General features: G+C 66.0%; 28 protein-coding genes and 1 tRNA gene. 5 read left to right on the plus strand and 24 right to left on the minus strand.

Features of this window, described 5'->3' with window-relative positions; genetic code table 11:
- The coding region (locus AX672_RS11115; RefSeq protein WP_168727450.1) for an OmpA family protein at window positions 1-415 on the plus strand (415 nt) is incomplete at its 5' end.
- Window positions 416-517: 102 nt separating this feature from the next.
- Here AX672_RS11115 and ygfZ read toward each other — a convergent pair.
- Window positions 518-1,273, minus strand: a complete 756-nt coding sequence (gene ygfZ, locus AX672_RS11120) for a CAF17-like 4Fe-4S cluster assembly/insertion protein YgfZ (protein WP_066651390.1) — start codon at window positions 1,271-1,273, stop codon at window positions 518-520.
- Between the two features lie 23 nt (window positions 1,274-1,296).
- On the opposite strand from ygfZ, the gene pyrC reads away from it, so the two are divergent.
- Entirely contained in the window at window positions 1,297-2,352 is a 1,056-nt protein-coding gene (gene pyrC / locus AX672_RS11125) for a dihydroorotase (protein ID WP_066651392.1), read from the plus strand.
- Here pyrC and AX672_RS11130 read toward each other — a convergent pair.
- Both AX672_RS11130 and AX672_RS11135 read right to left on the minus strand, forming a co-directional pair.
- A complete protein-coding gene (locus AX672_RS11130; RefSeq protein ID WP_066651394.1) occupies window positions 2,343-2,762 on the minus strand; it encodes a DoxX family protein in 420 nt (139 codons plus the stop codon). The genes pyrC and AX672_RS11130 overlap by 10 nt on opposite strands.
- Complete coding sequence (locus AX672_RS11135) at window positions 2,762-3,508, minus strand: DUF1134 domain-containing protein (protein WP_082730520.1); 747 nt, start codon at window positions 3,506-3,508, stop codon at window positions 2,762-2,764. Before AX672_RS11135 ends, AX672_RS11130 begins: the two co-directional genes overlap by 1 nt.
- Before the next feature lie 160 nt (window positions 3,509-3,668).
- On the opposite strand from AX672_RS11135, the gene AX672_RS11140 reads away from it, so the two are divergent.
- Window positions 3,669-3,761, plus strand: a tRNA-Ser gene (locus AX672_RS11140).
- A gap of 337 nt (window positions 3,762-4,098) precedes the next feature.
- On the opposite strand, the gene AX672_RS11145 is transcribed toward AX672_RS11140, so the two are convergent.
- Both AX672_RS11145 and hemN read right to left on the minus strand, forming a co-directional pair.
- Complete coding sequence (locus tag AX672_RS11145; protein ID WP_066651396.1) at window positions 4,099-4,335, minus strand: hypothetical protein; 237 nt, start codon at window positions 4,333-4,335, stop codon at window positions 4,099-4,101.
- A gap of 4 nt (window positions 4,336-4,339) precedes the next feature.
- Complete coding sequence (gene hemN, locus AX672_RS11150) at window positions 4,340-5,662, minus strand: oxygen-independent coproporphyrinogen III oxidase (protein ID WP_066651401.1); 1,323 nt, start codon at window positions 5,660-5,662, stop codon at window positions 4,340-4,342.
- Between the two features lie 105 nt (window positions 5,663-5,767).
- Here hemN and AX672_RS11155 point away from each other — a divergent pair, with 105 nt between their 5' ends.
- Window positions 5,768-6,448 (plus strand): OmpW/AlkL family protein, encoded by a 681-nt coding sequence (locus tag AX672_RS11155; RefSeq protein WP_066651403.1) that lies wholly within the window; start codon window positions 5,768-5,770, stop codon window positions 6,446-6,448.
- A 71-nt stretch (window positions 6,449-6,519) separates the two neighbouring features.
- On the opposite strand, the gene ccoS is transcribed toward AX672_RS11155, so the two are convergent.
- The 9 genes from ccoS to AX672_RS11200 form a co-directional block, all read right to left on the minus strand.
- Window positions 6,520-6,663, minus strand: coding sequence for a cbb3-type cytochrome oxidase assembly protein CcoS (ccoS, locus tag AX672_RS11160; RefSeq protein WP_066651560.1), 144 nt, complete (start codon window positions 6,661-6,663; stop codon window positions 6,520-6,522).
- Window positions 6,660-8,792, minus strand: a complete 2,133-nt coding sequence (locus AX672_RS11165; RefSeq protein ID WP_066651405.1) for a heavy metal translocating P-type ATPase — start codon at window positions 8,790-8,792, stop codon at window positions 6,660-6,662. Before AX672_RS11165 ends, ccoS begins: the two co-directional genes overlap by 4 nt.
- Window positions 8,789-9,244: a FixH family protein gene (locus AX672_RS11170; protein ID WP_066651407.1), complete on the minus strand. Its 456-nt coding sequence runs from the start codon at window positions 9,242-9,244 to the stop codon at window positions 8,789-8,791. The genes AX672_RS11165 and AX672_RS11170 overlap by 4 nt, the downstream gene beginning before the upstream one ends.
- Window positions 9,241-10,728 carry a cytochrome c oxidase accessory protein CcoG gene (ccoG, locus tag AX672_RS11175; protein ID WP_066651408.1) on the minus strand — a complete coding sequence of 496 codons (1,488 nt, stop codon included), beginning with the start codon at window positions 10,726-10,728 and terminating at the stop codon, window positions 9,241-9,243. The genes AX672_RS11170 and ccoG overlap by 4 nt, the downstream gene beginning before the upstream one ends.
- Window positions 10,712-11,638: a cytochrome-c oxidase, cbb3-type subunit III gene (gene ccoP, locus AX672_RS11180; RefSeq protein WP_066651409.1), complete on the minus strand. Its 927-nt coding sequence runs from the start codon at window positions 11,636-11,638 to the stop codon at window positions 10,712-10,714. The genes ccoG and ccoP overlap by 17 nt, the downstream gene beginning before the upstream one ends.
- Window positions 11,631-11,795, minus strand: coding sequence for a cbb3-type cytochrome c oxidase subunit 3 (locus AX672_RS11185; protein WP_066651412.1), 165 nt, complete (start codon window positions 11,793-11,795; stop codon window positions 11,631-11,633). The genes ccoP and AX672_RS11185 overlap by 8 nt, the downstream gene beginning before the upstream one ends.
- Window positions 11,792-12,529 (minus strand): cytochrome-c oxidase, cbb3-type subunit II, encoded by a 738-nt coding sequence (ccoO, locus tag AX672_RS11190; protein ID WP_066651414.1) that lies wholly within the window; start codon window positions 12,527-12,529, stop codon window positions 11,792-11,794. Before ccoO ends, AX672_RS11185 begins: the two co-directional genes overlap by 4 nt.
- Before the next feature lie 12 nt (window positions 12,530-12,541).
- Window positions 12,542-14,191: a cytochrome-c oxidase, cbb3-type subunit I gene (gene ccoN, locus AX672_RS11195; RefSeq protein ID WP_066651416.1), complete on the minus strand. Its 1,650-nt coding sequence runs from the start codon at window positions 14,189-14,191 to the stop codon at window positions 12,542-12,544.
- A gap of 157 nt (window positions 14,192-14,348) precedes the next feature.
- Window positions 14,349-15,203: a helix-turn-helix transcriptional regulator gene (locus AX672_RS11200; RefSeq protein WP_066651418.1), complete on the minus strand. Its 855-nt coding sequence runs from the start codon at window positions 15,201-15,203 to the stop codon at window positions 14,349-14,351.
- Window positions 15,204-15,296: 93 nt separating this feature from the next.
- On the opposite strand from AX672_RS11200, the gene AX672_RS11205 reads away from it, so the two are divergent.
- Window positions 15,297-15,842 carry a carboxymuconolactone decarboxylase family protein gene (locus tag AX672_RS11205; RefSeq protein ID WP_066651420.1) on the plus strand — a complete coding sequence of 182 codons (546 nt, stop codon included), beginning with the start codon at window positions 15,297-15,299 and terminating at the stop codon, window positions 15,840-15,842.
- Between the two features lie 41 nt (window positions 15,843-15,883).
- Here the strand turns inward: AX672_RS11205 and AX672_RS11210 are convergent, their stop codons facing one another.
- The 10 genes from AX672_RS11210 to AX672_RS11255 are packed head-to-tail and all read right to left on the minus strand — an operon-like array spanning window position 15,884 to window position 24,686.
- A complete protein-coding gene (locus AX672_RS11210; protein WP_066651421.1) occupies window positions 15,884-16,144 on the minus strand; it encodes a hypothetical protein in 261 nt (86 codons plus the stop codon).
- Complete coding sequence (locus AX672_RS11215) at window positions 16,134-17,177, minus strand: chemotaxis protein CheB (protein ID WP_066651422.1); 1,044 nt, start codon at window positions 17,175-17,177, stop codon at window positions 16,134-16,136. Before AX672_RS11215 ends, AX672_RS11210 begins: the two co-directional genes overlap by 11 nt.
- Window positions 17,178-17,208: 31 nt before the next feature.
- Window positions 17,209-17,649 (minus strand): chemotaxis protein CheW, encoded by a 441-nt coding sequence (locus AX672_RS11220; RefSeq protein WP_066651423.1) that lies wholly within the window; start codon window positions 17,647-17,649, stop codon window positions 17,209-17,211.
- Between the two features lie 17 nt (window positions 17,650-17,666).
- A complete protein-coding gene (locus AX672_RS11225; RefSeq protein ID WP_269454048.1) occupies window positions 17,667-18,050 on the minus strand; it encodes a response regulator in 384 nt (127 codons plus the stop codon).
- 13 nt (window positions 18,051-18,063) lie between these two features.
- Entirely contained in the window at window positions 18,064-18,615 is a 552-nt protein-coding gene (locus AX672_RS11230) for a chemotaxis protein CheD (RefSeq protein ID WP_066651424.1), read from the minus strand.
- Window positions 18,615-19,658, minus strand: coding sequence for a protein-glutamate methylesterase/protein-glutamine glutaminase (locus AX672_RS11235; RefSeq protein WP_066651425.1), 1,044 nt, complete (start codon window positions 19,656-19,658; stop codon window positions 18,615-18,617). Before AX672_RS11235 ends, AX672_RS11230 begins: the two co-directional genes overlap by 1 nt.
- Window positions 19,655-20,524, minus strand: coding sequence for a CheR family methyltransferase (locus AX672_RS11240; protein ID WP_066651426.1), 870 nt, complete (start codon window positions 20,522-20,524; stop codon window positions 19,655-19,657). Before AX672_RS11240 ends, AX672_RS11235 begins: the two co-directional genes overlap by 4 nt.
- Window positions 20,521-22,569, minus strand: a complete 2,049-nt coding sequence (locus tag AX672_RS11245; protein ID WP_066651427.1) for a chemotaxis protein CheA — start codon at window positions 22,567-22,569, stop codon at window positions 20,521-20,523. The genes AX672_RS11240 and AX672_RS11245 overlap by 4 nt, the downstream gene beginning before the upstream one ends.
- Window positions 22,566-22,844, minus strand: a complete 279-nt coding sequence (locus AX672_RS11250) for an STAS domain-containing protein (protein ID WP_066651430.1) — start codon at window positions 22,842-22,844, stop codon at window positions 22,566-22,568. The genes AX672_RS11245 and AX672_RS11250 overlap by 4 nt, the downstream gene beginning before the upstream one ends.
- A gap of 15 nt (window positions 22,845-22,859) precedes the next feature.
- On the minus strand, window positions 22,860-24,686 hold the full coding sequence (locus AX672_RS11255) for a methyl-accepting chemotaxis protein (protein ID WP_066651431.1): 1,827 nt from the start codon (window positions 24,684-24,686) through the stop codon (window positions 22,860-22,862).
- Between the last annotated feature and the right edge of the window lie 213 nt (window positions 24,687-24,899).

Raw genomic sequence — 24,899 nt, forward strand, 5'->3', positions numbered from 1 at the left:
GCCGCCGCCCCCGCCGCCGGCTGAACCCGCACCTCCGCCGCCGCCGCCGGCAGCGGTTTGCCAGCCCGGTCCGTTCATCGTGTTCTTCGACTTCAACAAGTCGGACATCACGACTGAAGCAGCGTCGATCCTCGACAATGCGATCGCGGCTTATGGCAACTGCGGCCAAGCGCAGGTGATGCTTGCGGGCTTCACCGACCGCTCGGGTACGCCGAAGTACAATATTGGCCTGTCGCAGCGTCGCGCCGACGCGGTGAAGGCGTACTTCAGCTCGCACTCGATCCCCGAAGGCGTGATCACCACCTCGGCATTTGGTGAAGACCCCACCAAGCTGCGCGTTCAGACCGCCGATGGCGTTCGTGAAGTGCAGAACCGTCGCGTGGAAATCACCTACGGGCCGGGCTCGGGCAACTAAGCCTTAGTCACGGTTACAAAATAGGGGAGGTCGACTTCGGTCGGCCTCCCCTTTTTGTTGCCTCGTACGACAGTGCGACAGTGCGATCGGCGATCGGCTACTTCAGTCCTCGACGAGTGCCCCGGCGAGCCAGCCGGGTATAAGCGCATCGCCGAGTGCCTCGGCCCGGCGCAGTTCGACCATCAGCCCGAGCGCTTCATAGCGTGCGCGGGTCCGTTCGCCGACAGGGCCGATCGGCGTCACCACCAGTCGCCGGTTCACTTTCGCGCGGTGATGCATCCGCGCGGTATTCTCCTGGCCGATGTAACAACCCTTTGTGAAACTGACGCCGTTCAGCTCGCGCGCATTGCATTCGAGCCACAGAGTTTCGCCGTCGCCGAGCTCGCTGACCCCCTCGGTCACTCCAAGCGCCAGTCGGTGCGCCAGCCAGCTGCTGGTCGCGTCACCCGGCGCACCAAGCCAGCGCCGACCGAGTTGGGCAAGCCGCGGATCGTCCACTCCATCGGTGGTGCCGATCGCCCAGTGAGCGGCAAGCGATGTCCGCTCAATCGCAATCGCTCGCCGGAGCCGGTACATGCCGAGCCGCCGCACCAGTGCATCGGCTCGATCGGCTTCGCAATCGATCAGGATCGCGCCGTCCGCACCGCCATCCTTGCCGTCCCACAGGATGAAATCGAACAGCGCCTTGCCTTGCGGCGTGAGCAATCCACCCCAGACCGGGCGGCCAGGCGCGACCAGCGCCACGTCCTGCGTCACCAGTCCTTGCAGAAAGTCACGAACCCCGTCACCGGAGAGTTGCAACACGGCCCGGTCGGCCAGCATCGTTGCGCCGCGCGCTGGGGGGCTTTCCTCGATCATGCCCTCTAGCTAGGACGGAAGCGATGGAATCCCAAGTCCCCCGCCGCCTCAAGCTACGCCGTCCCGACGATTGGCATGTCCATCTCCGCGACGGCGCGATGTTGGCGTCGGTCGTCGGCTATACCGCGCGTCAGTTCGCGCGCGCGATCGTGATGCCCAATCTGTCGCCGCCGGTGACCAGTGCAGCCGCCGCCGCTGCCTATCACGAGCGTATCGTCGCCGCTCTCGCGCCAGGCACCGACTTCACGCCGCTGATGACATGCTATCTCACCGATGCCGCCGACCCTGCCGATATCGAAGCCGGGTTCGCCAACGGCATCTTCACGGCCTGCAAACTCTATCCCGCGCATGCCACGACGGGCTCGGCGCACGGGGTGACCGACATTGCCGCGCTTGCCCCCGTATTCGAAACGATGGAGCGCATCGGCATGCCGCTGCTCGTCCACGGCGAAGTCACGGATCCCAGCGTCGATATTTTCGACCGTGAAGCGGCGTTCATCGATCGCGTGCTCATGCGGCTGGTGGCGGATTTTCCGGCCCTGAAGATCGTCTTCGAGCATATCACCACCGCCGATGCCGTGGCTTTCGTGCGGGCCAGCGGTCCGCAGGTGGCAGCGACCATCACGCCGCAGCATCTGCACATCAACCGCAATGCGATGTTCGACGGTGGCATCCGGCCGCACGCCTATTGCCTGCCCGTCGCCAAGCGCGAGGTGCATCGGCTTGCACTGCGCGCAGCAGCCACCTCGGGCGAGGCGAGCTTCTTCCTCGGCACCGACAGCGCGCCGCATCTCGCTTCGGCCAAGGAATCGGCCTGCGGTTGCGCCGGCATTTTCAACGCACCCTTCGCGATCGAAAGCTATGCGGCGGTGTTCGAAGCTGAGGGCGCGCTCGATCGGCTTGAGGCATTTGCTTCCGAAAACGGGCCGCGCTTCTACGGCCTGCCGCTCAACGAGAGCATGATCACGCTCGAACAGGCCCCCATCGTCGTTCCTGAACGGCTGGAGGCAGCGGGCGCCGACATCATCCCTTTCCACGCGGGCGAGACGCTCGGCTGGCGGCTGGTCGATCAGGATTGATGCCGGGCTTGGCGGCGCATCGGCCAGTCGATCACCGCGCCTGCCCACAGCGCCCACCAGATGATCACCGGCTGAAACAGCAGCCGCGGCACATGATACGCGGGCCCGAGCACGACCCCGCCGATCGCGACGCCATCGACGGCGTGTTTGATGTTCGCCGGGAAAACGCAGAGCGCATAGAGCGCGAGCATGATGCCCGCGACACGCCGAAGCCGCGGCACCAGCAGCGCGAGCGCACCCAGTATCTCGCAAATGCCGGTGATCGCAATCACTTCGCGCGCGAAGGGCACCCATGCCGGCGTGATGGCGATGAACCCGCCCGGCGCCACCAGATGGAGCACGCCGGCCGCGAAAAAGGCAGTGGCCAGGACCACGCGCGCGATCGTGCGGGCGCTGCCCTCGGCGGGCATCAGAACGGCTGCCAGCGCGCCTTCTGGCTGAACTTCATATAACCGATGTTGACGCCCGCGCGGGCGCCAACGCCAAGCCGGATCGGGATCAACACTTTGTTACCGCTGCGCAGATAGGTCGCCGAAAAGCCGCCGACGAAATAGAGGTGACCTTCGCCTTCGGGAAAGCGCCGATAGATTTCCTGTGAATCATAGAGGTTATAGACCAGCACGAACACTTTGGACGCGTTGCCGCCGAGATCGAATCCCACCGACGGCCCGGTCCAATAGATCGGCCGATCGCCTTCGATGCGGTGCGACAGGATGCCCGAGCCATAGCGCAGCCCGACGATGAACGCGCCCGATGCCTCGCGACCAGCGATATAGGCGTTGGGCTCACCCTGGTCGCGCAAGATCTTTTCAAGAATGCCGGCCAGCCCCTGTGCGCCCTTGCCGAACACGCGCTCGCCCGCGCTCAGCAAATCCTTGCGCTGATAGGTCGATGCCGCAACCGTGGCGCCGGTCGCCCGATCGGCGGGCGGCGGGGGAGTGTTTTGCACCGGCGCCGCCGGATCGGTTTCATAGCGCGGCGTATCGCTCGCCGAGACGGGCGGTGGCGGCGGAGTCGCGACATTGCTTTGCGGACGCGCCAGATCGCTGTCGATCGCGGTATTGGGGTCGACGGTTCGTACTTGCGCTGCGCCCGGTACCGATCCGATCGGGGCGAGCAGCAATGCCAGGCCCATCCAGCCGGTGAATTTTCCCATCTTGCCAACCCCTTCGCTGTGCGCGGTAGACGGTAGCGCGCGGTGACTCTGGCGCGCAACCGCATGGCGACAGTGCGAGTCGATTTCACGCCCGACCGAATCGAACTGACGGTTGAAGCGGACGGCGGGCACGGCTATAGCCGCCGCTTGCCGCCAGTCCGGAGACGTGGGTGAGTGGCTGAAACCAGCGGTTTGCTAAACCGCCGTACTGCGATTAGCGGTACCGAGGGTTCGAATCCCTCCGTCTCCGCCATCAAATCCTGAACTCGCTGGATGAGTTCTATCATTGGTAAGTGCCTACCAATATCGCTCCTTTAGTGTTGTCGTGTTTGCCGAGCCGCACACATGCGACGGAGTCCTTCGCCATCGGACGCTGCAATCCTGAGGGGGACGGGCTTCGAAGCTGAACGTGCGGGCTGGTCAATAATCGTATTGTCCCATGCCTGTTCGTGGCCACCGCCGCGTTTGCCGCCGTTCAATCCGATAACGCGGTTCCGATCGCACAGCGGAAAGCGCTGGCATTGCCAGTGTACCGGGTGTCGCCGACATTCTTGCCGATGCGCCCCGTTACGGACTGAGGCAGCGCGCCGCTACCCTTCGCTGTCGTTGTCTTCACCGAGCCGCCGGGCGCACAGGGCATGGCATGCGGACGGACAGTCGCGGGCAGGAGCCTCGTGCTTGCCCTTGACCGGCACCGTGATCGTATGGCCGGGGCTCCCGCAAACCGGGATAACCAGAGCCGTTTTATCGCTCGCGCCGATCGCCGGCATGACGGGTGCTGCCGCCAACTCGATCGCCGCCAACGCAAAGGCCAGTCGCGCCAGCATCGGACTAGACCGCACTGCTGAATCGCGGTTCGGCGGCATGGCGATAGGGGTCGAATTGCGCGGCGATTGTGCGTGCATAAGGCAGTCCGCCGTCCAAAATGGTCAGCCGGTCGGCGTCCCAGCGCGCCAGCCCGGCATCGACGAACAATGCCAGCCGCGCGCGGATGACATCGACATCGGCGAGCCCGGCCGTCCGCGCATAGCCTTGACACAGCAGCTGCTCGATCGCCTGACCATGGCGTTGATCGGCCCCCGATCGGCGGATCCCGCGTTCGATCGCGAACTGGCGATTGGCAATGCGCAGGTGATAGCGCCCGGCGTTCTTTTCATTTTGCAGCAGCAGATGGGGAAAGCTGCTGATCGCCGAGGCGCCAAGGCCGATCAGGACATCGGCTTGATCCTCGGTAAAGCCCTGAAAGTTGCGGCGCAGCCGGCCGGACTGCGCAGCCCGGGCAATGTCATCGCCGGGCAGCGCAAAATGGTCGAAGCCGATCGGCACATAGCCGTTTCGCGTCAGCCGCTCGAACGCATATTCGGCCTGGGCAAAGCGCGTGAACTGATCGGGCAGCGCCGATGCGTCTATCCGGCGCTGGCGCGGCACAAGGTGCGGGACATGCGCATAGCCGAACACAGCGATGCGATCTGGCCGCAGATCGAGCGCGGTATCGAGCGTTGCGGCAAGGCTCGCGATCGACTGGTTGGGAAGGCCATACATCAGGTCGAAATTGAGCGAGCGGACGCCCGCCGCGCGCAGCCGCGCCGTGACGCAAGCGATCATTTCGGTCGGCTGGACGCGGCCGATCGCCGCCTGGATATCGGGCTCGAACGTCTGCACGCCCAGGCTGACGCGGCTGACGCCATTGCGGCTGATCGCGGCTGCCCATGGCCAGTCGAAGCCGCGCGGATCGACCTCGACCGAAATCGTCGGATTGTCGAGGCGGAAGGCGCGCGACAGGCGCAGCATCAGCGCGTCGAAGTCCTCGGGCGCAAGCGCGTTGGGGCTGCCGCCGCCCCAGGCGATCCGCCGGACCACGCCGCGCTCGCCCAGCGCTGCACCGACCAGATCAATCTCCTCGCCCAGCCGCTGCAGATAGGCCTGAACTCGCTGGGTGCGGTTGGCAGCACCCGTGTTGCAGCCGCAATACCAGCACAGCTCGTGGCAATATGGCACATGCAGGTAAAGCGACACCGGCGTGGCGGGCGCGAGGCCGCCAAGCGCCGCTGTCATGTCGGCGGGGCCCACGCCTTCACCGAATTCGGCGGCGGTCGGAAAGCTGGTGTAGCGCGGCACCGGCTGGCTCAGCAGATCGGGATAATATGACCACATGCAAGGGTGATTGCATGAAGCGCAGCAGCATTAGTTGACGCCGGTCAAAGCCGGTGCGGTTGCTGCCGAATAATTCCGTCCCAGCAACAACAAAGGGGACGTTAGATGAAACACAAGGTTCCAATGGTTGCGCTGGCAGCGATGGCTGTCATCGCCGCCGCACCGGCCGCCGCCAGGGAAGGCGAGGGGCTGAAGGCGCACGACGTGCTGCTGCGCGTGCGCGGCATCTGGGTCGCGCCCAATGGCACATCGGACGGCATCCTGCCGACGCTGCCGGGCGATCGGCTGCGCATTGGCGATTCCTTCGCGCCCGAGATCGACGTGACCTGGATGGCGACCGATCACATCGGCTTCGAGCTGATCGCCGCCACCACCAAACATTCGGCGCATGGCAAGGCGGGCGTTACCGCCGGGCTGGGCCGGGTCGTCGAAACCTGGGTGCTGCCGCCGACGCTGACGGCGCAATATCACTTCAACTCGAAAGGCAAGGTGCGGCCCTATCTGGGCGCCGGCATCAATTATACCGTTTTCTGGAACGAGAAAGCGACGCCCGAGCTGACCAGCGCGGTCGGCCCGACGCGGGTCCATATCAACGACAGTGTCGGTTATGCGCTGCAGGGCGGTGTCGACATCGACATCAGCAAGCGCTTTTTCCTGAACCTCGACGCGAAATACATCGACATGAGCCCGCGCGCGACGATCTACACCACCGCGCTCGGGACGCAGACGGTGCGCACGCGGATCAGCCCGATCATCGTCGGGGTCGGCATCGGCATGCGGCTTTAGGAAAGGGGCTGACGCCAGCATGTCGTGGGGGGCGGGCAGCGATGCCCGCCCCTTTTTGCTGGGTGTCGCCGCTATTCGTCTTCGTCGATCAGCACGCGCAGCGCGGCGCCGTCCAGATCCTCGAACTGGCCCGACCGCGCCGCCCAGAAGAACGCCGCGAGCCCCAGCAGCCCCAACCCCAACGCAATCGGCAGCAGGAAGGCGATGCCGGTCATCGCGCACACCCCCGCAGGCGCAGCGCATTGGCGACGACAATCAGCGACGATCCCGACATCGCCAGCGCGGCGATCAGCGGCGTGACATAGCCCGCCATCGCCAGCGGCACCGCCAGCACGTTGTAGCCGATCGCCAGCGCGAAATTCTGGCGGACAACCGCCATCGTCCGTCGCGCGGCGACGACGGCGGAGGGCACTGGGCCAAGTCGGTCGCCAAAGAACACCAGATCGGCGGCCAGCTGGCCGACGTCGCTGGCGGTGGCGGGGGCCATCGCGACATGCGCGCGTTTCAGCGCAGGGCCGTCGTTCAAGCCATCGCCGACCATCAGCACGCGCTTGCCTTGCGTACCCAGCCGCTCGACGAAAGCGAATTTGTCGGCAGGCGACACCCCGGCGACGCCGGTCACGCCAAGCTGGCGCGCGAGCACCGCGACCGGTGCAGCACGATCGCCCGACAGCAGCACCGGCGGCAGGCCGAGCGTCTTCAATCGAGCGGTGGCTTGGGCAGCGTCGGTGCGCGGCGTGTCGGCCAGCCGGATCAGGCAAGGCGCGCGCTCGCCGATGCGGAATGCGGTCACGATATCGGCGCTGTCGGTGCCGATTCCGAGCCAGCTGGGACTGCCCAGCAACACTGCAACGCCGCCCATCCGGGCAGCGACGCCGCGACCGGCATGCTCGACAACATCGGCAAGCGCGACGGCGGGTGCGTCCGCAAGCGCGGCGGCAATCGCCTGAGCATGCGGATGACGGCTCGCCCGCGCCAGCGATGCGAGCGCGGCACGCTCGTCGGCGGCTTCGGGCAGGCCTGCGATCGGCCGTAACTGCGCCAGCGTCACCGTACCGGTCTTGTCGAGCAGTGCGGTGTCGGCTTCGGCGAGCCGCTCGAGCGCGGAGCCGTCCTTGATCAGCACGCCAGCGCGCAGCAGTGCGCCCGACGCCACCACCTGCGCAATCGGCACCGCCAGTCCCAGCGCACAGGGGCAAGTGATGATCAGCACCGCGACGCCCGCCGTTACAGCCGCGTGGATACCCGCCCCGGCGATCAGCCAGCCGATCACGGTCAGTGCCGCCAGGCTGTGGACCGCAGGCGCGTAGAGCCGCGCGGCGCGATCGGCGATGCGGACATAGCGCGATTTGCCTTGTCCGGCGCTTTCCATCAGCCGGGCGATGTCGGCGATGACGGTATCGGTGCCCACCGCCGTCGCGCGGATCGTGAGCAGCGCGTCGAGGCAGATCGTACCGGCGAGGACGGTATCACCCGCGGCGACCCGCTCCGGCGCGCTTTCGCCTGAGACGAGCGCACGATCGACATGGCCGTCGCCTGTTTCCACTAGGCCATCGACGCCGATCCGCTCGCCCGCCGCCACCAGCACGCGCATGCCTGGCGCGATTTCAGTCGCGAGCCGCCGTTCGGTGCTGCCGTCGGGGCGCAGCACCAGGGCATCGGCGGGCACGCGCCGCAGCAGCGCCGCGACGCCATCCTGCGCCCGCGCGCGCATCATGCTGTCAAGGAAGCGCCCGGCGAGCAGGAAGAACAACAGCATCACCGCGCCGTCGAAATAGGCGTGCGCGCCGTGGGTCGCAGTTTCATAGAGGCTCATCGCCGCGGTCAGCACGACGCCGATCGAAATCGGCACGTCCATGTTGGTGTGGCCATGGCGCAGCGCGGCCCAGGCGCTGCGAAAGAAGGGCTGCCCGGCATAGGCGATTGCGGGCAGCGCGATCACTGCCGACAGCCAGTGAAACAGGTCGCGCGTCGATCCATCGGCACCGGCCCAGACCGATACCGACAACAGCATGACGTTCATCGCGGCAAAGCCCGCGACCGCCATCGCCTTCATCAGCCGACGGCTTTCCTCATGCCCCTGCTCGGCGTCGGCGGCGCGGGCGAGATGCGCCTTGAAGCCGAGCGAGGCGATGGCGGCTTCGATCGCCGCATCGTCGGTTTCGGGCAGATGCACGACGCGGACCAGCTTTGCGCCAAAATTGACGCGCGCCTGCACGACGCCATCGAGCCGGGCAAGGGCGCTTTCGATCCGTGCGATGCACCCCGCGCAGTGCATGCCTTCGACGACGAACCGGCTCTCGGCAGCTTCGCCCGAAGCGACGATAGGGGTCACGCTCGTCATGCGTCGACTTCGGCTTCGAAGCGCGCTTGATGGCCCTGCGCACGAACATCCACATGTAGCAGCCAGCGACCGGCGGGGAGCGCACGGTCGCTGACATGGTCGCGCGCGGTCGCGTGCAGGCCGATGCGCCGGTCGGGCGTTCGGCCCAGCGGATGCCGCGCGGTCACGGTGACCGCGCCCACAACCGGCTGGCCATTGGCATCGGTAACGGCAATGTGCAGCACGCGGTCGCTGCCCGCACCCGCCCGCACTTGCCAGCCAAGCGCGCGCTGCGCCTCGGCGGCCTTCAGCCAGTCATTGTAGCGCTGGCTCGCGACATAGCTGTTGGCGACAACTTCGCCGCCGAAGGTACTGATCGCCGCGCGCGCCATGACGACATTCACCGCGATGACCAGGCCAAAGCCCGCGAGCATGATTGCCAGCATGTGCCAGCCGGTGAAGCGCTGGGTCATTCGTCATCTCCCTCTTGCTCAGGCCGGTCGAAGCGGGTCGAGCGTGTAACGGTCCCGCCCTCGTCGTCGCGTGCCGTCAGCGTGAAATCGAGCGCGGCCCGCTCGGGGCCATCGGCAGGTGCCGCGACGAACAGCTGGACCGCGCGTACCTGATCGGGCGCGACGCTCAGGTCGATGCTGCGCGCGGCCTGTTGCCGGGCGCCCGTCTCGCGCCACAACACCGCATTCGGTAATCCGGCGATGCCGATGCGGAAATTGCGCGGGCGCGTTTCCATGTTGCGGATCTTGACGGTGTAGCTGTTGCGGATCGCGCCGTCGGCAAGGCGCACCCATTCGGGATTGCGGCCTTGCGCGATCGACAGGTCCAGCCGCGCCCGGTTGCCGAGCACGAACAGCATGCCCAGACCGATGCTTCCCCAAACCAGCGAATAGGCAATGGTGCGCGGGCGCAGCAGGCGCTTGAGTGGCGGCTTCGGCGAACGTCCTTCGCGCACGGCCTTTTCGTCGGCCGCGCTCGAATAACCGATCAGGCGCGGCGGCCGGCCGACCTTGGCCATGATCTCGTCGCAGGCATCGATGCACAGGCCGCAGGTGATGCAGCCGATCTGCGGCCCTTCGCGGATGTCGATGCCGGTCGGGCAGGCGGCCACGCAGGCATTACAGTCGATGCAGTCGCCAATCCGCGCATCGGGATCGCTGGCCAGCTCGCTCAGGTCGTGGCTGCGCTTCAGCCCGCGCGATCGGGGCTCGCCGCGCCATGCCTTGTAGGTGACGCCGAGCGACTGCTCGTCCATAAGCGCGGTCTGGATGCGTGGCCAGGGGCACATGTAGATGCACACCTGTTCGCGCATCAGCCCGCCGAGCGTATAGGTCGTGAAGGTCAGCACACCGACCGTTGCATAAGCGACAAAGGGCGCGGTGCCGCTGAACAGCTGGCGTGCGAGCGTCGGCGCATCGGCGAAATAGAAGATCCACGCGCCGCCGGTCGCCGCGGCGATCAAAAGCCATATTGCATGCTTTGCGATGCGCCGTGCGATCTTCCCCGGTCCCCAAGGTGCTTTCAGCAGCCGGAACTGCGCGTTGCGATCGCCGTCGATCAGCCGTTCGACATGGACGAACAAGTCGGTCCACACCGTCTGCGGACAGGCATAGCCGCACCATGCCCGCCCAACGGCCGACGTGACGAGGAACAGGCCGATCCCCGCCATGATCAGCATGCCGGCGACATAGTAGAATTCGTTCGGCCAGATCTCGATCGAGAACAGGTAGAAACGGCGGTGCGCGATATCGACCAGCGCGGCCTGGTCGGGCGCATAGGGGCCCCGGTCCCATCGCAGCCACGGCGTGACGTAATAGATCGTCAGCGTCACCGCCATGATCGCCCATTTCAGCCGCCGGAACGGGCCATGGACGGCCTTGGGAAAGACCTTGCGCCGCGCTTCGAAGAACGGCTCCTGATAGGTCAGTTCATCGGGGTGTGACATTGGCCGCGATCGGTTGGGGTGCCGGCGCAGGGGCCTTTTCGCCGCCGCCGAGCGAGTGGACATAGGCCGTCAGCATACGGATGGTGACCGGGCTGAGCCGCGTGTCCCACGCCGGCATGATGCCATAGCGCGCGTTGGTGATCGATTGTGTCAGCGCCGCGCGGTCGCCACCGTAGAGCCAGATCGCGTCGGTCAGGTTCGGGGCGCCGACGCTGCGGCCTCCGGTGCCGTTGTCGCCGTGACAGACAGCGCAATTCGTCGCGAACAGCGGTTGACCGCGTCTGGCCCCGCTCGAGATCGGCGCCTGCTTCGATATGAAGCGGACATAGCTGACGACATCGCCGATCTGTGCAGCGCTCAGGATGCCGTCCTTGCCGAAAGCGGGCATCTGCGACATGCGAGTCGCGTCATCGCCTGGCTGGCGGATGCCATGGGTGATCGTCTGTTCGATCGAAGCCGGGTCGCCGCCCCACAGCCAGTCGTCGTCGTTGAGATTGGGATAGCCGTTGCTGCCCGCTGCACCCGATCCATGGCACTGGACGCAATTGACCTTGAATGCGGCGCGCCCGCCCTCCTGCGCCGCGCGCAGCAGATCGGGTCGTGCCAGCAGTTGCTCGGCGGGCGTTGCGGCGATTGCGGTGAGAACCTGACCCTTGCGGCGCGCTTCGTCGGCCTGCTCCGCCGCGAGCTGGCCGTGGCTGGTCCACCCCAGCGTGCCCTTCGTTGCATTCGTCGCCAGCGGGATCGCAGGGTACAGCACCACATAGCCGATCGCGAAGACGATCGTGGCGTAGAGGATATAGAGCCACCAGCGCGGCATCGGCGTGTCGAGTTCCTCGATGCCGTCCCATTCATGACCGACAAAACCGGTGCCGGTGGCGGCGTCGATGCGGTTCGGCTGCTCAGCCATTGGTCGCTTCCTCATCTTCAAGGATCATCGTGGCGGCACGGCGATGCGCGGCGGCGGCGCGCGGCAGGAACGGCCAGCCGGCCAAGGTCAGGAACAGGATGACAGTCGCCAGCAACCCCCAGCTGTCGGCGAACTGGCGTAGCGCTTCATAGGTCATTTGCGTTGCTCCTGCGGCTCGCCGGCCTTGAAATCGACCTGCGTGCCCAGCCCCTGCAGATAGGCGACGAGCGCATCCATTTCGGTGACGCGCTTGGGGTCGCCGTCATAGTCGCGGGCCTGCGCCTTGGGGTAACGCTTCTGGAGGGCGGCAACATCGCCCTCGCCGGTTGCCTGCACCTCGAAATCGACGGCTGCCTGCCTGATGGCGTCGTCGTCATAGGGAACGCCGACGTCGCGCAGCGCGACCAGATGCGCGGCCATTGCCTTGCCGTCGAGCTCGCGCTCGGCAAGGAAGGCATAGGGTGGCATGATCGATTCCGGCACCACCGCTTGCGGGCTCTTCAGGTGCTGGACGTGCCATTCGTCCGAATAGCGGCCGCCGACGCGGGCAAGGTCAGGTCCGGTGCGCTTCGACCCCCATTGGAAGGGATGGTCGTACATGCTTTCGGCGGCCAGGCTGTAGTGGCCGTAGCGTTCGACCTCGTCGCGGAACGGGCGAACCATCTGGCTGTGGCAGCCGTAGCAGCCTTCACGGACATAGATATCCCGGCCCGCGAGTTCGAGCGGGGTATAGGGCCGGACGCCTTCGACACGCGTGACGGTCGACTGGATCCAGAACAGCGGCGCGATCTCGATGATGCCGCCGATCGCAACGGTGACGAGCGCGAGCGCGCCGAGCAGCGTCACGTGCCGCTCGATCAGCTTGTGGCGGTGGAGAATGCCTGTGGCCATGTCATCGGCTCCTTATTCGGCTGGGGCGAGCGGCGCGGCGGGCGCGAGCGGACGGTCGCGGCTCGCGTCGAACGGCGTTTCGGTCAGCGGCGCTTCGTCGCGCAGCTTGCCGGCGATCGTCATCCAGATGTTGACGACCATCACGACGGCGCCGGCGAGGTAGAGCAGGCCGCCGGTTGCGCGGATCAGGTAATAGGGGTGCAGCGCGGCGACGACTTCGGCGAAGGAATAGACGAGGTAGCCGTCGGCTCCATATTCGCGCCACAGCAGGCCCTGGGTGATCCCCGACACCCACATCGACGCGGTGTAGAGAACGATCCCCAGCGTCGCGAGCCAGAAGTGCCAGTTGACCATTCGCAGCGAATAGAGCCGCTGGCGACCCCACAGCCGTGGCGTCATGAAATAGAGCGCGGCAAAGGTGATCATGCCGTTCCACCCGAGCGCGCCCGAATGGACATGGCCGATCGTCCAGTCGGTGTAATGCGACAGGCTGTTGACCGACTTGATCGACATCATCGGCCCTTCGAAGGTGCTCATCCCGTAGAAAGCGAGCGACAGCACGAACATGCGGATGATCGGATCGGTGCGGACCTTGTCCCACGCGCCGTTGAGCGTCATCAGTCCGTTGATCATGCCGCCCCAGCTCGGCATCCACAGCATCACCGAAAAGACCATGCCGAGCGTCTGCGCCCAGTCGGGAAGCGCGGTGTAATGAAGGTGGTGCGGCCCCGCCCAAATGTAGAGGAAGATCAGCGACCAGAAGTGCACGATCGACAGTCGGTAGCTATAGACCGGTCGCTCGGCCTGCTTGGGCACGAAGTAATACATCATGCCGAGGAACCCGGCGGTCAGGAAGAAGCCGACGGCATTATGGCCGTACCACCACTGGGTCAGCGCATCCTGCACCCCGGCGAAGGCCGAATAGGATTTGGAGCCGAGGAACGACACCGGCACGGTCAGGTTGTTGACCAGATGCAGCATCGCGACGGTAATGATGAAGGCGAGGAAGAACCAGTTCGCCACATAGATGTGCGGCTCGCTGCGCTTCAGGATCGTGCCGCCGAACACGACCAGATAGCTGACCCAGACGATCGTCAGCCAGATGTCGACATACCATTCGGGCTCGGCATATTCGCGGCCCTCGGTAATCCCCATCAGATAGCCGGTCGCGGCCAGCACGATGAACAGCTGGTATCCCCAGAACACGAAGCGGGCGAGGCCCGGCATGAACAGCCGCGCACGGCAGGTGCGCTGGACGATGTAGAAGCTCGACGCGAGCAGCGCGTTGCCGCCGAACGCGAAAATCACCGCCGAGGTATGGAGCGGGCGCAACCGGCCGAAGGTGGTGAATTCGGTCGGGAAATTGAGCACCGGGAAGGCCAGTTGCAGCGCGATCAGCAGGCCGACGGCAAAACCCGCCACGCCCCAGAACAGCGTGGCGATGACGCCCCAGCGGATCACCTGGTCGTCATAGCGGCCGGTGTCGAGCGGACGAGGCGGGTTCGCTGCGTCCCGCATCGTAGCGAAAGCGGCGATCAATCCGGCCAGCGCGCAGATCGTCATATGGACGGCAAAGCCCCAGTCCGCCGCGACCACGACGCAGCCGACTGCCGCAAAGGCGAGCGCCATCCACACGCCAGCCCATGTAACCCTTGATTCCATGGCCGATCCCTTCTTGCCAGATGGATCGGCCTTGGCGCCGCGGCGGCTGCCCGCCCTTGATTTCAGTCAAATGGGTGATTGTTGGTGGCAGTGTCGCCATGCGTCGGCAGCGCGCCGACCGACCGGCGTTCCAGCGCGCGGCTCGCCGGCGATCCGGTTATCGGGGGGGCGGTCCATCGATGGTGTCTCGCCCGACATTGGCCGCCGCCCATTGCCGCGGCGATTCGCCCACCACCTTCGCAAAGGCCCGCGACAGTGCGGCGGGGCTGTCATAGCCGACGGCGGTCGCGACGGACTTGATCGGCTTGCCCCGCCGAATCAGATTCTGCGCCACCGTCATCCGCCAGCGCGTCAGATAGTCGACGGCGGTGGTGCCGGTGACGCTGCGGAAATGGGCGGCAAAGCGCGTGCGCGACATGCCCGCCCGCTCAGCAAGGTCCTCGAGCGACCAAGCCCGCCCGGGTCCTTCGTGCATGGCCGTGATCGCCCGCGCCAGCCGCGGATCGGCAAGCCCCGCCAGCACCCCGCTCGTGACGGCGCCGCTTGCGATGATATGGCGCAGCAGCTGGACGAAGACATATTCGAACAACCGGTCGAGCGCGACCTGGCGACCGTCGCGCGCCGCAAAGGCTTCGTCGAGCAGCAGATCGAGCGTCGGTGCAAGATTGGCGATGTCGGCAAGCCGGATCACCATCAGATCGGGCAGCCCCGCCGCCACTGGATTGCCGAGCCCGCCGCCGATCTGGATCGTCGCGCAGACAAGATCGGCCCCGCGATCGACATCGACTTCGAACGCATGCGGCGCGTTGCGCGGCAGGACCAGCACCGATGGCTCGTCGATGTCGATCGCGTCTTGGCCGGCGCCGCTGACGCGCAGCCGCCCGCCCTTCAGGATGTGCAGATAGCCCAGTCCGTCCGGATTTTCGAAGCCGATCGCCTGGCACAGATTGCCCGCGAAAAAGGCCCGCGCGGTCGGGGTGAACTGGCCGAACAGGGCATCAAACTGGTCCATGGTACGATCTGCAAACTAGTTGGCACCAATAGTCGCTCATAATCCGCCATTGAGCCTGTGTGCAACCCGCACGGCCCAACAAGGAATTTCACGATGACCCGCATCAATCCCGTCAATGTCGACACCGTCGACGCCGCCACCGCCGCCACGCTCGACGCCGTCAAGAAGCAGATCGGCATGGTGCCGAACCTGTTCAAAGTGTTCGCTCATTCGCCTGCCGTTCTCAACGCCAACCTCGCCTTTGCGGGCGAGCTTGCCAAGGGCGTGCTGACCGCCAAGCAGCGCGAAATCGTCGCGCTCGCGACCGCGCAGGTCAACGAATGTCACTATTGTCTGTCGGCGCACACGCTGATGGGCAAGGGCGCCGGCCTGTCGCCCGAAGGCGTGCGCGCGGCGCGTGCCGGTCAGGCTGACGATGGCATCGACCATGCGATTGCGGCGCTCGCCCGGCGCGTGACCGAAACCCGCGGCCAGCTGAGCGATGCCGAAGTCGCCGCTGCGCGCGCGAACGGCCTGAGCGACGCGCAGATCATCGAAGTGATCGCCAATGTCGCGCACAATGTGCTGACCAACTTCACCAACAATGTCGCGCTGACCCCGATCGACTTCCCCGTCGTCGACGTCGCGCTCGCCGCCTGAACCCGATGCGCCGGACGGTTAAGCGACCGTCCGGCGCTTCCCTAGCTGCGCTGATCCTCGAACAGCTCGACGGTGCGGCCCAAGGTGCATGCGGCCAGCGCTGCGTCAAAGTCGGTGGCGACAATCAGCCGCGCGATTGCCATTTGCCGCTGGCTGATCAGGTCGATCGCCTGCAACGATGTCGCATGCGCGGACACGACCGCATCGTCGCTGCACAGTTGCGCGCCGATGGTTTCGATGTCGTTGGCAATCGCTGCCAGTTCGCGTGCGATGATTTCCAGATGGGCGCGATCAGGCAGCAAGGCATTCGCTCCTCGCCGGGCAGGCCTGAGCGGCGAGCTGTGCAGGCGCAGCCATGGCAGTCACGCCGCGGGCAATCGCCGCTTCTGCCATTGTCGGCACCAGCGCGGTTGCCGGATCCTGGACAAGGCAGACACCACCCGCCGCGCGAATGGCGGCAATGCCCACCGCGCCGTCGCTGCCATCGCCCGACAGCACGACGCCGATCGCCTTTTTGAGCGCCGTCTTTGCCACCGAGCCGAACAGCAGGTCAGCCGACGGGCGGACGCCGTTCACCGGATCGCAATCGACGAGGCGGAGGCGCCCTTCGGGCCAGCGATCGACGACGGCGTGGAATCGCGGGTCGATCGCGACATAGACGACGCCGGGCTCGAGAAGGTCACCGTCGGCGGCGAGCTTGATCTTTGCGGCGGCATTCTGGTCAAGGCGCGCGACAAAGGGCTCGCCAAGGCCTTCGTCGATGGCGAGCGAGACGATCGTTGGCGGGCAGTTGGCGGGCAGCGCGCACAGCATGTCGGTCGCTGCCTCGATCGCGCCCATGCCGCCGGCGACGGCCATCAGCTCGCCATCCCAGCGATAATCGGCCGGGGCTGCGACGGGCGCAGCAGGCGTCGGCAGCTTGCGCACGGCCAGATTGGTCTTGGCTGCCGTCAGCACGATCTTGCACAGCTTGCCCGAAATCTTGTCGAATTCGTCGGGCGTCGCGCGCTGCGGCTTGGGAAAGCAATCGACGGCGCCGAGTTCGATCGCGCGCAACGACACATCGGCGCCTTTCTGCGTCAGCGTCGACAGCATGACCACCGGGATCGGCCGCGTTTCCATCAGTTCCGCCAGGAAATCGAGTCCGTTCATTCCCGGCATTTCGACGTCGAGCGTCAGTACATTGGGCCGCAATTCGTCGATCAATTGGCGGGCTTCGTCAGCGCTGTCGGCAGCACCCACGACGACGATGTCCTTGCTGCGTTCGAGCGCGTGGGTGAACAGCGCGCGCATGGTAATTGAATCATCGACGACAAGGACTTTGGTAACGGCCATTGGAAAGGTCTTTCAGCAAGCAGGAGGTCGGCTAAGCCGCTTCGGCGGCAACATGCGCGTCAGTGAGTGATGGCAGGTCGAGCACCATCACCATGCGCTCGTCGATCGAGACGAGGCCTTCGAGGAAGCTGACCACGGCATCGCCCGTCGCGGGCGGCGGCTGGAGTGAAGCGACCGGGAAAGTCACGATGTCGCTGACCGAATCGACGATCAGCCCGCGGAACTGTCCGGCGATCTGGGTGACGATGATGACATGGCGCGCGGTCGGCTCGGTCGCGCGCCAGCCCAGCCGCGCGGCGAGATCGACCACCGGCAGCACGGTGCCGCGCAGATTGACGACGCCCGCGACATAATGCGGCACGTGCGGCAGTCGCGTGGTCGGCGTCCAGGCGCGGATTTCACGGATGGCCATGATGTCGATGCCGAAAACCTGCGATTCGACTTCGAACGTGATGAGTTGACGCATCGTCATAACATCTTCCCCCAATTTCAGTGCGTGACGCGGCGAACCGCGGCGGCGAGCTTTTCGGCGTCGAAGGGCTTCACGATCCAGCCGGTCGCGCCGGCGCTGCGCGCGCGGGCTTTCTTCTCGTCCGAGAATTCGGTCGACAGGACGAGGATGGGCCGGTGGACATGCGGCCCGCCGGCGCGGACGCGCTCGATCAGGCCGAACCCGTCCATGCGCGGCATGTTGATGTCGGTGATGATGACATCGCAATCGTTGCTCGCCAGCCAGTCGAGCGCAGCGACACCGTCTTCGGCCTGCGCCACCTCAAACCCCTGGCTCTGCAGGGCATGTCTCAACAGGCTGCGCATCGTCGCGCTGTCATCGACCGTCAGGATGCGGGTCGCGGCGTTCGGCGAGGTCATCATGGCATTTCCCTCATCAAAAGAGTTCGACATCGCCGCGGGAAGCGGCCGGCGTTGGGGTGGGTTGCGGAGCGAAGCTTTCATCGACGAAGCGGAAGCGTGCCTGACCGTGCGCCGGCCTGAAGTCGGCCCGGCGCGCACGCACGCCGCCGAGCGACGAGCGGACGAGCGGGATGCGTTCCTGCTCAAGGAAATTGACGGCGAAGGCAGCATTGGCCGATCCGATCCGGGTCATGCCGCTATGCATATTGGCGCCGCCATAGAGATGCGCGCGCAGCGCCATGCGGCTGGCGCCATAAGCGAGCATCTCGTTGATCAGCACTTCCATCAGATAGGCGCCGTAATGTTCGTCGACGCCGCGCCCACCCTTGGGTTCGGAGAGCAGAAAATGGTTCATGCCGCCGACATTGCTGGTCGGATCGAACAGGCAGCAGGCTATGCAGCTGCCCAGCACGGTCGTGAGTTCGACGCGCGGATCGCCGCTGACGCGCGCCTGACCCTGCATCACCGTGAGGCGGACGGGCGGGCGCGGTGCGGAGGCGGCGGTGTCGATCGGCTGATACAGCATCACGCTGCCCTCGCGAGGACATGATCGGCGATCCGGTGGATCGGGGCGACCACGCCCGCCGCACCGATTGCAATCGCTGCCTTGGGCATGCCGAACACGGTCGAGGTCGCCTCGTCCTGCGCAATCGTGGCGGCGCCAGCGCGCGCCATTGCCAGCAATCCCTGCGCGCCGTCCGACCCCATGCCGGTCAGCAGAACGCCGACCGCCTGGTCGCCGATGGACTCGGCGACAGTACGGAACAGCACGTCGACGCTCGGGCGGTGACCCGAAACCTTGTCGTCCGCACGCATCCTCGCAATCGGGTGCGCTGGCGATCCGCGCACCTGCAGGTGCCGTTCATTGCCCGGCGCCAGATAAATATGCCCCAGTTTCAGCGGCAGGTCGGGCTCGGCGATCGTGACCTTGGGCGCGCATTGCTGGTCGAGCCGCCGGGCAAGCGCATCGGCGAAATGGCCGTTGATGTGCTGCACGATCACGGTCGGCGGGCAATCGGCGGGAAAATGCTGGAGCATGATCTGCAGTGCCTCGATGCCGCCAGTCGATGCGCCGATTGCGATGAGCGCCGCGCGGTCCCGGCGCGCGACCGGCGCGCTCTCCCTGTTCGTCGGTGCAGGCGCGACGGGCGCCAGCACGCGGTCGCCGAGCCGAACCCGGGCGGCACTGCGAATCAGGGCGGCAAGGCGGCCACCGTCGGTCGTGAGCAGCGATCCGATCCTGCCGTCGGGCTTGGCGTAGCAATCGACCGCGCCGATTTCGAGCGCGCGCACGGTTGCATCGGCGCCATCGCGCGTCAGCCCCGATACGATGATGACCGGCGTCGGCTTCAGCCGCATCACTTTCTGAAGGAAATCGAGCCCGTTCATCCCCGGCATTTCGATGTCGAGCGTTACGACATCGGGGCTTTGCTCGCGGATGATCGTGCGCGCTTCGGCCGCATCGGCAGCGGCGCCAATCACGCTAATGTCGGGTTCGGCGCGCAGCAATTCGGTCAGCAGCGCGCGCATCGTCGGCGAATCGTCGACAATCAGGACCCGGATCGTCATGCGGCGTCCTTTCGGTAGATGGTCGGGCCGACCTGCGTCAGCAGCCGCTCGGCGGGGCCGGTCACGCGCTCGCTATGGCCGATGTAAAGGTGTCCACCCGGCGCGAGCTGGCGCGCGAACCGATCGACCAGCCGTTCCTTGGTCGCATGGTCGAAATAGATCATGACGTTGCGGCAGAAGATCACGTCGAACGGCCGCGCCATCGGCCAGTCGCCGAGCAGATTGAGCGACTTGAAGCGTACGAGCGCGCGCGCCTCGTCGGCGATCGTCGCCTGACCATCGGCTTCGCGAAGCCACGCGCGCCGCAAGTCGCCCGGCACCGCGTCGAGCGTCTCGCTGCGATATTGCGCTGCCGCTGCCGACGCCAGGGCATGGTCGGCGATGTCGGTCGCCAGCAACAGGAAATCGGCGGCGCCCAGCCGTCCGGCAATGCCGCGCTCGGCGCCCAGCATCGTCATCAGGATCGACCAGGTTTCTTCGCCGCTCGAACAGCCCGCCGACCAGATGCGCACCGGCTCGCCCCGATAGGCGCGCTTCAGCAACGCCGGGCGCACTTGAGCGCCCAGATGGTCGAAATGGTGCTGCTCGCGAAAGAAGAAGGTGTGATTGGTGGTCAGCGCACAGATCGCCCGCCGCCGCTCGGCATCATCGGCTTCGATCCGCTTCACATAGGCAGCGAAGGTGCCGCAGCCGGTGCTGCGCACCAGCGGGGCCAGCCGCGAATAGACCAGCATTGCCTTGCCCGGTACGAGCACGATCCCCGCCGACTGGTGGACGATCTTGCGCACGGCTTCGAAATCGGCGGGGGCATAGACGCCCCTGCCAATGCCCGGCAGCTTTTCAAAGGCTTCGGCGAGCGCGTTCATGCGGCTTTCCGCAGCGGGGCGGCTTCGCCCACCGCGCCCGCGACAAGGCCATCGACGTCGATGATCAGCGCAACCCGGCCATTGCCCAAAATCGTCGCGCCGGCGACGCCGTCGACCGGGCGGTAATGCGTGTCGAGGCTCTTGATGACAAACTGGCGCTGGTCACAGATCGTGTCGACGAGCAGCGCGGCCTGACCGGCTGCCTCGGTATCGACGACGATCAGCACGGCCTGGGTCGGATCGGCAATCGCGCCGCGCGCGCCGACCGGCCCTTCAAGGGGGAGGATCGGGATGAACTGCCCGCGCACATTGAGCATTGCGCGACCCGCGCCCAGATGCTGGACGTCGCGCGGTTCGGGCCGCAGGCTTTCGACGACATGGGCGAGCGGGACGACGAGCGTCTGATCGCCGACGGTCACGATCATGCCATCCGAAATGGCGAGCGTCAGCGGCAGCGCGAGCGTGAACACCGATCCCCGGCCCGGATGCGATTCGATCGAGATGCGCCCGCCCAATTCCTTCACATTCTGGCGCACGACATCCATGCCGACGCCGCGCCCGGAGATGTTCGAGAGCGTCTCTGCCGTCGAAAAGCCGGGCGCGAAGATCAGATTGTCGATTTCCTCGTCGCTCAGCACGGCGTCGGCGGCGATCAGGCCGCGCTCGACGGCCTTGGCCTGGACGCGCGGGCGATTGATCCCACGACCATCGTCGGCGATGCGGATGACGATCCGGCCCGACCGATGCTCGGCCGACAGGCTCAGCAGACCTTCGGGCGGTTTGCCGGCCGCGACCCGGTCGGCGACGGGTTCGATGCCGTGGTCCACCGCATTGCGGATCAAGTGCGTCAGCGGTTCGCTCAGCCGTTCGATCACGGTCTTGTCGAGTTCGGTCGCTTCGCCGGCGAGTTCGAGCCGGACTTTCTTGCCGGTCGATGCCTCGAGCTCGCGCAGGATACGGGGCACGCGACTGAACACCGACCCGATCGGCTGCGCGCGGATCGCCATCGCGCTTTCCTGAATGTCGCGGGTCAGCCCGTCGAGCATCGCCAGCTCCTCGATCCCGCCAAGACCGTGGTTCGACAGGCGCTGGGTCATCATCGCCTGTGCGATCACCAGCTCGCCGACGGCATCGATCAGGCGATCGAGCTTGGCGAGATCGATGCGGATCGAGTGACCGGTCGCCGGGGCGGCAGCTTCGCTAACAGGGGCGGCAGGCGCGGCGGGCTCGGCGGCAATGGCGACCGGCCGGACCGGTGGCGCCGGATTAACGCTGACCGGCGCCACCGACGGCGGCGCTTCCTCTCCGGCGCGGGCAATCGCAACAGTGCAGCCGTCGCCGACAAAATCGAAAATCTCCTCGATCGCGGCGCGTTCAACCGATCCGGGGAGGGTGACGGTCCAGCACAGATAGCCCTCGGCAGGATCGAACGATCCAAGCTCGGGCACCGCCGCCTCGTCGATTGTGATTGCCGATTTGTCGCCGCCGAGCGCCACCAACTCGCGCAGCAGCAGCAGTGGCTCGCCGCCATTGGCGAGCGCGCCGGCGTGCGGACGAACGGTCACCGACCAATCGGCACTGGCAGCGATGTCGGCGGTGATCTCGCCGAGCATGGCGTCGAGGTCGAAGGCGAAATCATCGGTCGGGGCGGAAGCTTCGTCCGCCAAGGTGCCCGCCTGCGCGGCTGCCAGTTGCGCGAGCAGTGCCGCGTCGTTGGGTGTGGCGCTGCCATGGCGGACGGCGGCGACATGATCGCCGAGCAAGTCGAGCGCGCGCAGCAGCAGCGCAACAAGCGGCTCGGTGACCGCGACGCTCCCGTCGCGCACGTCGGACAGCAGCGTTTCGAACCCGTGCGTATAGGCCTGCAGCGCCTCAAAACCAAAGGCCCCAGCCCCGCCCTTGATCGAATGGACCGCGCGGAAAATGGCGTTGACGGTCTCATGATCGGCGCCGCCCGCACGGCACCGATCGAGCGCGACCTCGGCAGCGGCCAGCGCTTCATCGCATTCGATAAAGAAGATCGCCTGGATTTCCTCGTTCGTCACCGCATGTTTCCATTATCGAACAGGTGATCGGCGCCGATCGTCTTGAGGCTGGTCAGCATCGCGTCGGACATCGACATGGTCAGCGCGGCTCGCCGTACCGAGGCGGTCTTGCGTGCGCTGAGCAGCAATTGCAGCATTGCCTGGCCGATCTGGACCACCGCGCTGCCGTCGACCGTAACGTCGCCGCTCGCCACCGCTTCACGCAGGCGCGGCAGCAGTTCGTCGGCAGCTTGGCGATCGCAGCGCGCCGGCAAGATCAGGATTGGAGGGGCCACGCCGCTGAACCTCGCCTAGAATTCGGACCAGTCGTCGTCCTGGTCGGACTTGAGCGCGAGATTGCCCGTCACCATCGGCGCGCGGGCCTTGCGCCGGGGTGCCAGCCGGGTCGGCGCAACGGCACGCCGAGCCGGGGCCTCGCCGCCGAGTTTGAAGCGGGCGACGACATCGGCGAGCGCTTCGGCCTCGCTGGCGAGGCTGCGCGCGGCGGCGGTCGATTCCTCGACCATTGCCGCGTTCTGCTGGGTCATCTTGTCCATCTCGCCGACGGCGCCGTTGACCTGCTGCAGATTGGTCGCCTGTGTCTCGGCAGAATCGGCGATCGTCGTGATCATCGCGCTGATATCGCCGACGCGCGCCACCATCCGGTCGAGCAGCGTGCCGGTTTCACCGACCAGCGCGACGCCCGTGCTCACTTGTTCGGCCGAGGTCGTGATCAGCGCCTTGATGTCCTTGGCGGCATCGGCGGAGCGCTGCGCCAGCGCACGCACTTCGTTGGCGACCACCGCAAAGCCCTTGCCCGCGTCACCCGCGCGCGCGGCTTCGACACCGGCGTTGAGCGCCAGCAGATTGGTCTGGAAGGCAATGCCGTCGATGACATTGATGATCTGCGTGATCTCGTTCGCCGACTTTTCGATCGCACCCATCGCGCTGACCGCGCGCTTGACGACCGCGCCGCCTTCGCTCGCTTCCCGATGCGCTTCGTCGATCGAACGGTTGACGTCGGCCGCGCCCTTGGCGGTATCGCGTACCATCGCCGTCACCTGGTTCATGGCCGCAGCCGTTTCCTCAAGGCTCGCCGCCTGTTGTTCGGTGCGCAGCGCCAGATCGTCGGAAGCCGCGCGGATTTCGGACGCGCCGCTGTGGACGCTCGACGCGGTGTCCGACACGCTGGTCAGGATTTCGCCAAGCCCTTCGATCGAGTTGTTGAACCCCGTGCGCAGGCTTTCATATTCGGGCGCCAGCGGCGTTTCGATGCGGTAGGTCATGTCGCCGGCCGCAAGCGCGTCCATCGCGCGGGCCAGTTCCTCGACCACTGCACGCTGCTTGGCTTCGCTTTCGGCCTGCGCGCGCGATGCGCCGCGGAAGACTTCGAAAGCAGCCGCCATCGTGCCGATTTCGTCGCGGCGTCCGGCACCCGGCACCACCGCGTCGAAATCGCCGGCGGCCATCCGTTGCATCGCGTCAGCCGTTGCGGCGAGCGGCGTCAGCGCACGGCGAACGACATACCAGATCCCGGCGATCAACAGCCCCGAGACCATCAGGCCGATACCCACCAGCCACGCAATCGCGGTCGACAGTACCGCGTTGCTCGACTCTGCCAGCTTCGCCTGAAAAGCCGTTGCAGCGCTGACCAGCGCGTCGATCTTGCGGCGGTGATCGGCATAGAGCGTTGTCAGCCGCGCATAGCTGGCGCGGACGGCGTCGGCATCGCGGCGCTCGACGGCAGGCACCAGCGTGTTTTCGAATTCATTCCAGAATTTTTTCGCCGCAGCGCCAGACTCGCTCAGCAGCGCCTGCTTCAGCGCCGGGTCGAGGTTGCTGCCCTGCCAATGCTCGAAACGATCATCGAACTGCTTGTGCAGTTCGACCATACGCGCCTTGCGCGCGGGCAATGATGCCGGATCATTCACCAGCAGTGTCGCTTCGAGATACGGCTCGATCACATATTCGGGTGGGGGCAGAATGTCGGCGACCAGATCGCTGACCTGGGCGTTCTTCAACTGAATAGGGCCGCCGAAACGAATTTGATTGATTTCGGTCGATGCGACGACGCCTGCCAGCGCCATTGCGCCCAGTATCAATCCACCGCCGATCGTGGCGTTCCGCTTGATGCTCATTTCCCTCAGCCCCATCCGTGTTCAGGTCGAGCCTGCGGATTAGGCGGTCTTTCTTAATGAAATTTTTTTCATGTTGGCGTTTTGACGCCATTTCAGGGCCTTCGAACGGGGTCTGAGCCACGCGTTCAAGGACGGTATTGCCACCGGTTTCCGTCGAGCGTTCAAAAACTACTTAGAGATACAGCGGCTTGGACGATCGGTGCTGGCAGCGCC

It is taken from the genome of Sphingomonas sp. CCH10-B3, from assembly GCF_001556185.1.
GTDB classification, from domain to species: Bacteria; Pseudomonadota; Alphaproteobacteria; order Sphingomonadales; family Sphingomonadaceae; genus Sphingomonas; species Sphingomonas aquatica.

Bases quoted from the DNA above. Each gene is read 5' to 3' on its own strand.
- ygfZ (WP_066651390.1), bottom strand. From the start codon at position 1,273: ATGATCGAGGAAAGCCCCCCAGCGCGCGGCGCAACGATGCTGGCCGAC.
- pyrC (WP_066651392.1), top strand. From the start codon at position 1,297: ATGGAATCCCAAGTCCCCCGCCGCCTCAAGCTACGCCGTCCCGACGAT.
- AX672_RS11130 (WP_066651394.1), bottom strand. From the start codon at position 2,762: ATGCCCGCCGAGGGCAGCGCCCGCACGATCGCGCGCGTGGTCCTGGCC.
- AX672_RS11135 (WP_082730520.1), bottom strand. From the start codon at position 3,508: ATGGGAAAATTCACCGGCTGGATGGGCCTGGCATTGCTGCTCGCCCCG.
- AX672_RS11145 (WP_066651396.1), bottom strand. From the start codon at position 4,335: ATGCTGGCGCGACTGGCCTTTGCGTTGGCGGCGATCGAGTTGGCGGCA.
- hemN (WP_066651401.1), bottom strand. From the start codon at position 5,662: ATGTGGTCATATTATCCCGATCTGCTGAGCCAGCCGGTGCCGCGCTAC.
- AX672_RS11155 (WP_066651403.1), top strand. From the start codon at position 5,768: ATGAAACACAAGGTTCCAATGGTTGCGCTGGCAGCGATGGCTGTCATC.
- ccoS (WP_066651560.1), bottom strand. From the start codon at position 6,663: ATGACCGGCATCGCCTTCCTGCTGCCGATTGCGTTGGGGTTGGGGCTG.
- AX672_RS11165 (WP_066651405.1), bottom strand. From the start codon at position 8,792: ATGACGAGCGTGACCCCTATCGTCGCTTCGGGCGAAGCTGCCGAGAGC.
- AX672_RS11170 (WP_066651407.1), bottom strand. From the start codon at position 9,244: ATGACCCAGCGCTTCACCGGCTGGCACATGCTGGCAATCATGCTCGCG.
- ccoG (WP_066651408.1), bottom strand. From the start codon at position 10,728: ATGTCACACCCCGATGAACTGACCTATCAGGAGCCGTTCTTCGAAGCG.
- ccoP (WP_066651409.1), bottom strand. From the start codon at position 11,638: ATGGCTGAGCAGCCGAACCGCATCGACGCCGCCACCGGCACCGGTTTT.
- AX672_RS11185 (WP_066651412.1), bottom strand. From the start codon at position 11,795: ATGACCTATGAAGCGCTACGCCAGTTCGCCGACAGCTGGGGGTTGCTG.
- ccoO (WP_066651414.1), bottom strand. From the start codon at position 12,529: ATGGCCACAGGCATTCTCCACCGCCACAAGCTGATCGAGCGGCACGTG.
- ccoN (WP_066651416.1), bottom strand. From the start codon at position 14,191: ATGGAATCAAGGGTTACATGGGCTGGCGTGTGGATGGCGCTCGCCTTT.
- AX672_RS11200 (WP_066651418.1), bottom strand. From the start codon at position 15,203: ATGGACCAGTTTGATGCCCTGTTCGGCCAGTTCACCCCGACCGCGCGG.
- AX672_RS11205 (WP_066651420.1), top strand. From the start codon at position 15,297: ATGACCCGCATCAATCCCGTCAATGTCGACACCGTCGACGCCGCCACC.
- AX672_RS11215 (WP_066651422.1), bottom strand. From the start codon at position 17,177: ATGGCCGTTACCAAAGTCCTTGTCGTCGATGATTCAATTACCATGCGC.
- AX672_RS11220 (WP_066651423.1), bottom strand. From the start codon at position 17,649: ATGACGATGCGTCAACTCATCACGTTCGAAGTCGAATCGCAGGTTTTC.
- AX672_RS11225 (WP_269454048.1), bottom strand. From the start codon at position 18,050: ATGATGACCTCGCCGAACGCCGCGACCCGCATCCTGACGGTCGATGAC.
- AX672_RS11230 (WP_066651424.1), bottom strand. From the start codon at position 18,615: ATGCTGTATCAGCCGATCGACACCGCCGCCTCCGCACCGCGCCCGCCC.
- AX672_RS11235 (WP_066651425.1), bottom strand. From the start codon at position 19,658: ATGACGATCCGGGTCCTGATTGTCGACGATTCGCCGACGATGCGCGCG.
- AX672_RS11240 (WP_066651426.1), bottom strand. From the start codon at position 20,524: ATGAACGCGCTCGCCGAAGCCTTTGAAAAGCTGCCGGGCATTGGCAGG.
- AX672_RS11255 (WP_066651431.1), bottom strand. From the start codon at position 24,686: ATGAGCATCAAGCGGAACGCCACGATCGGCGGTGGATTGATACTGGGC.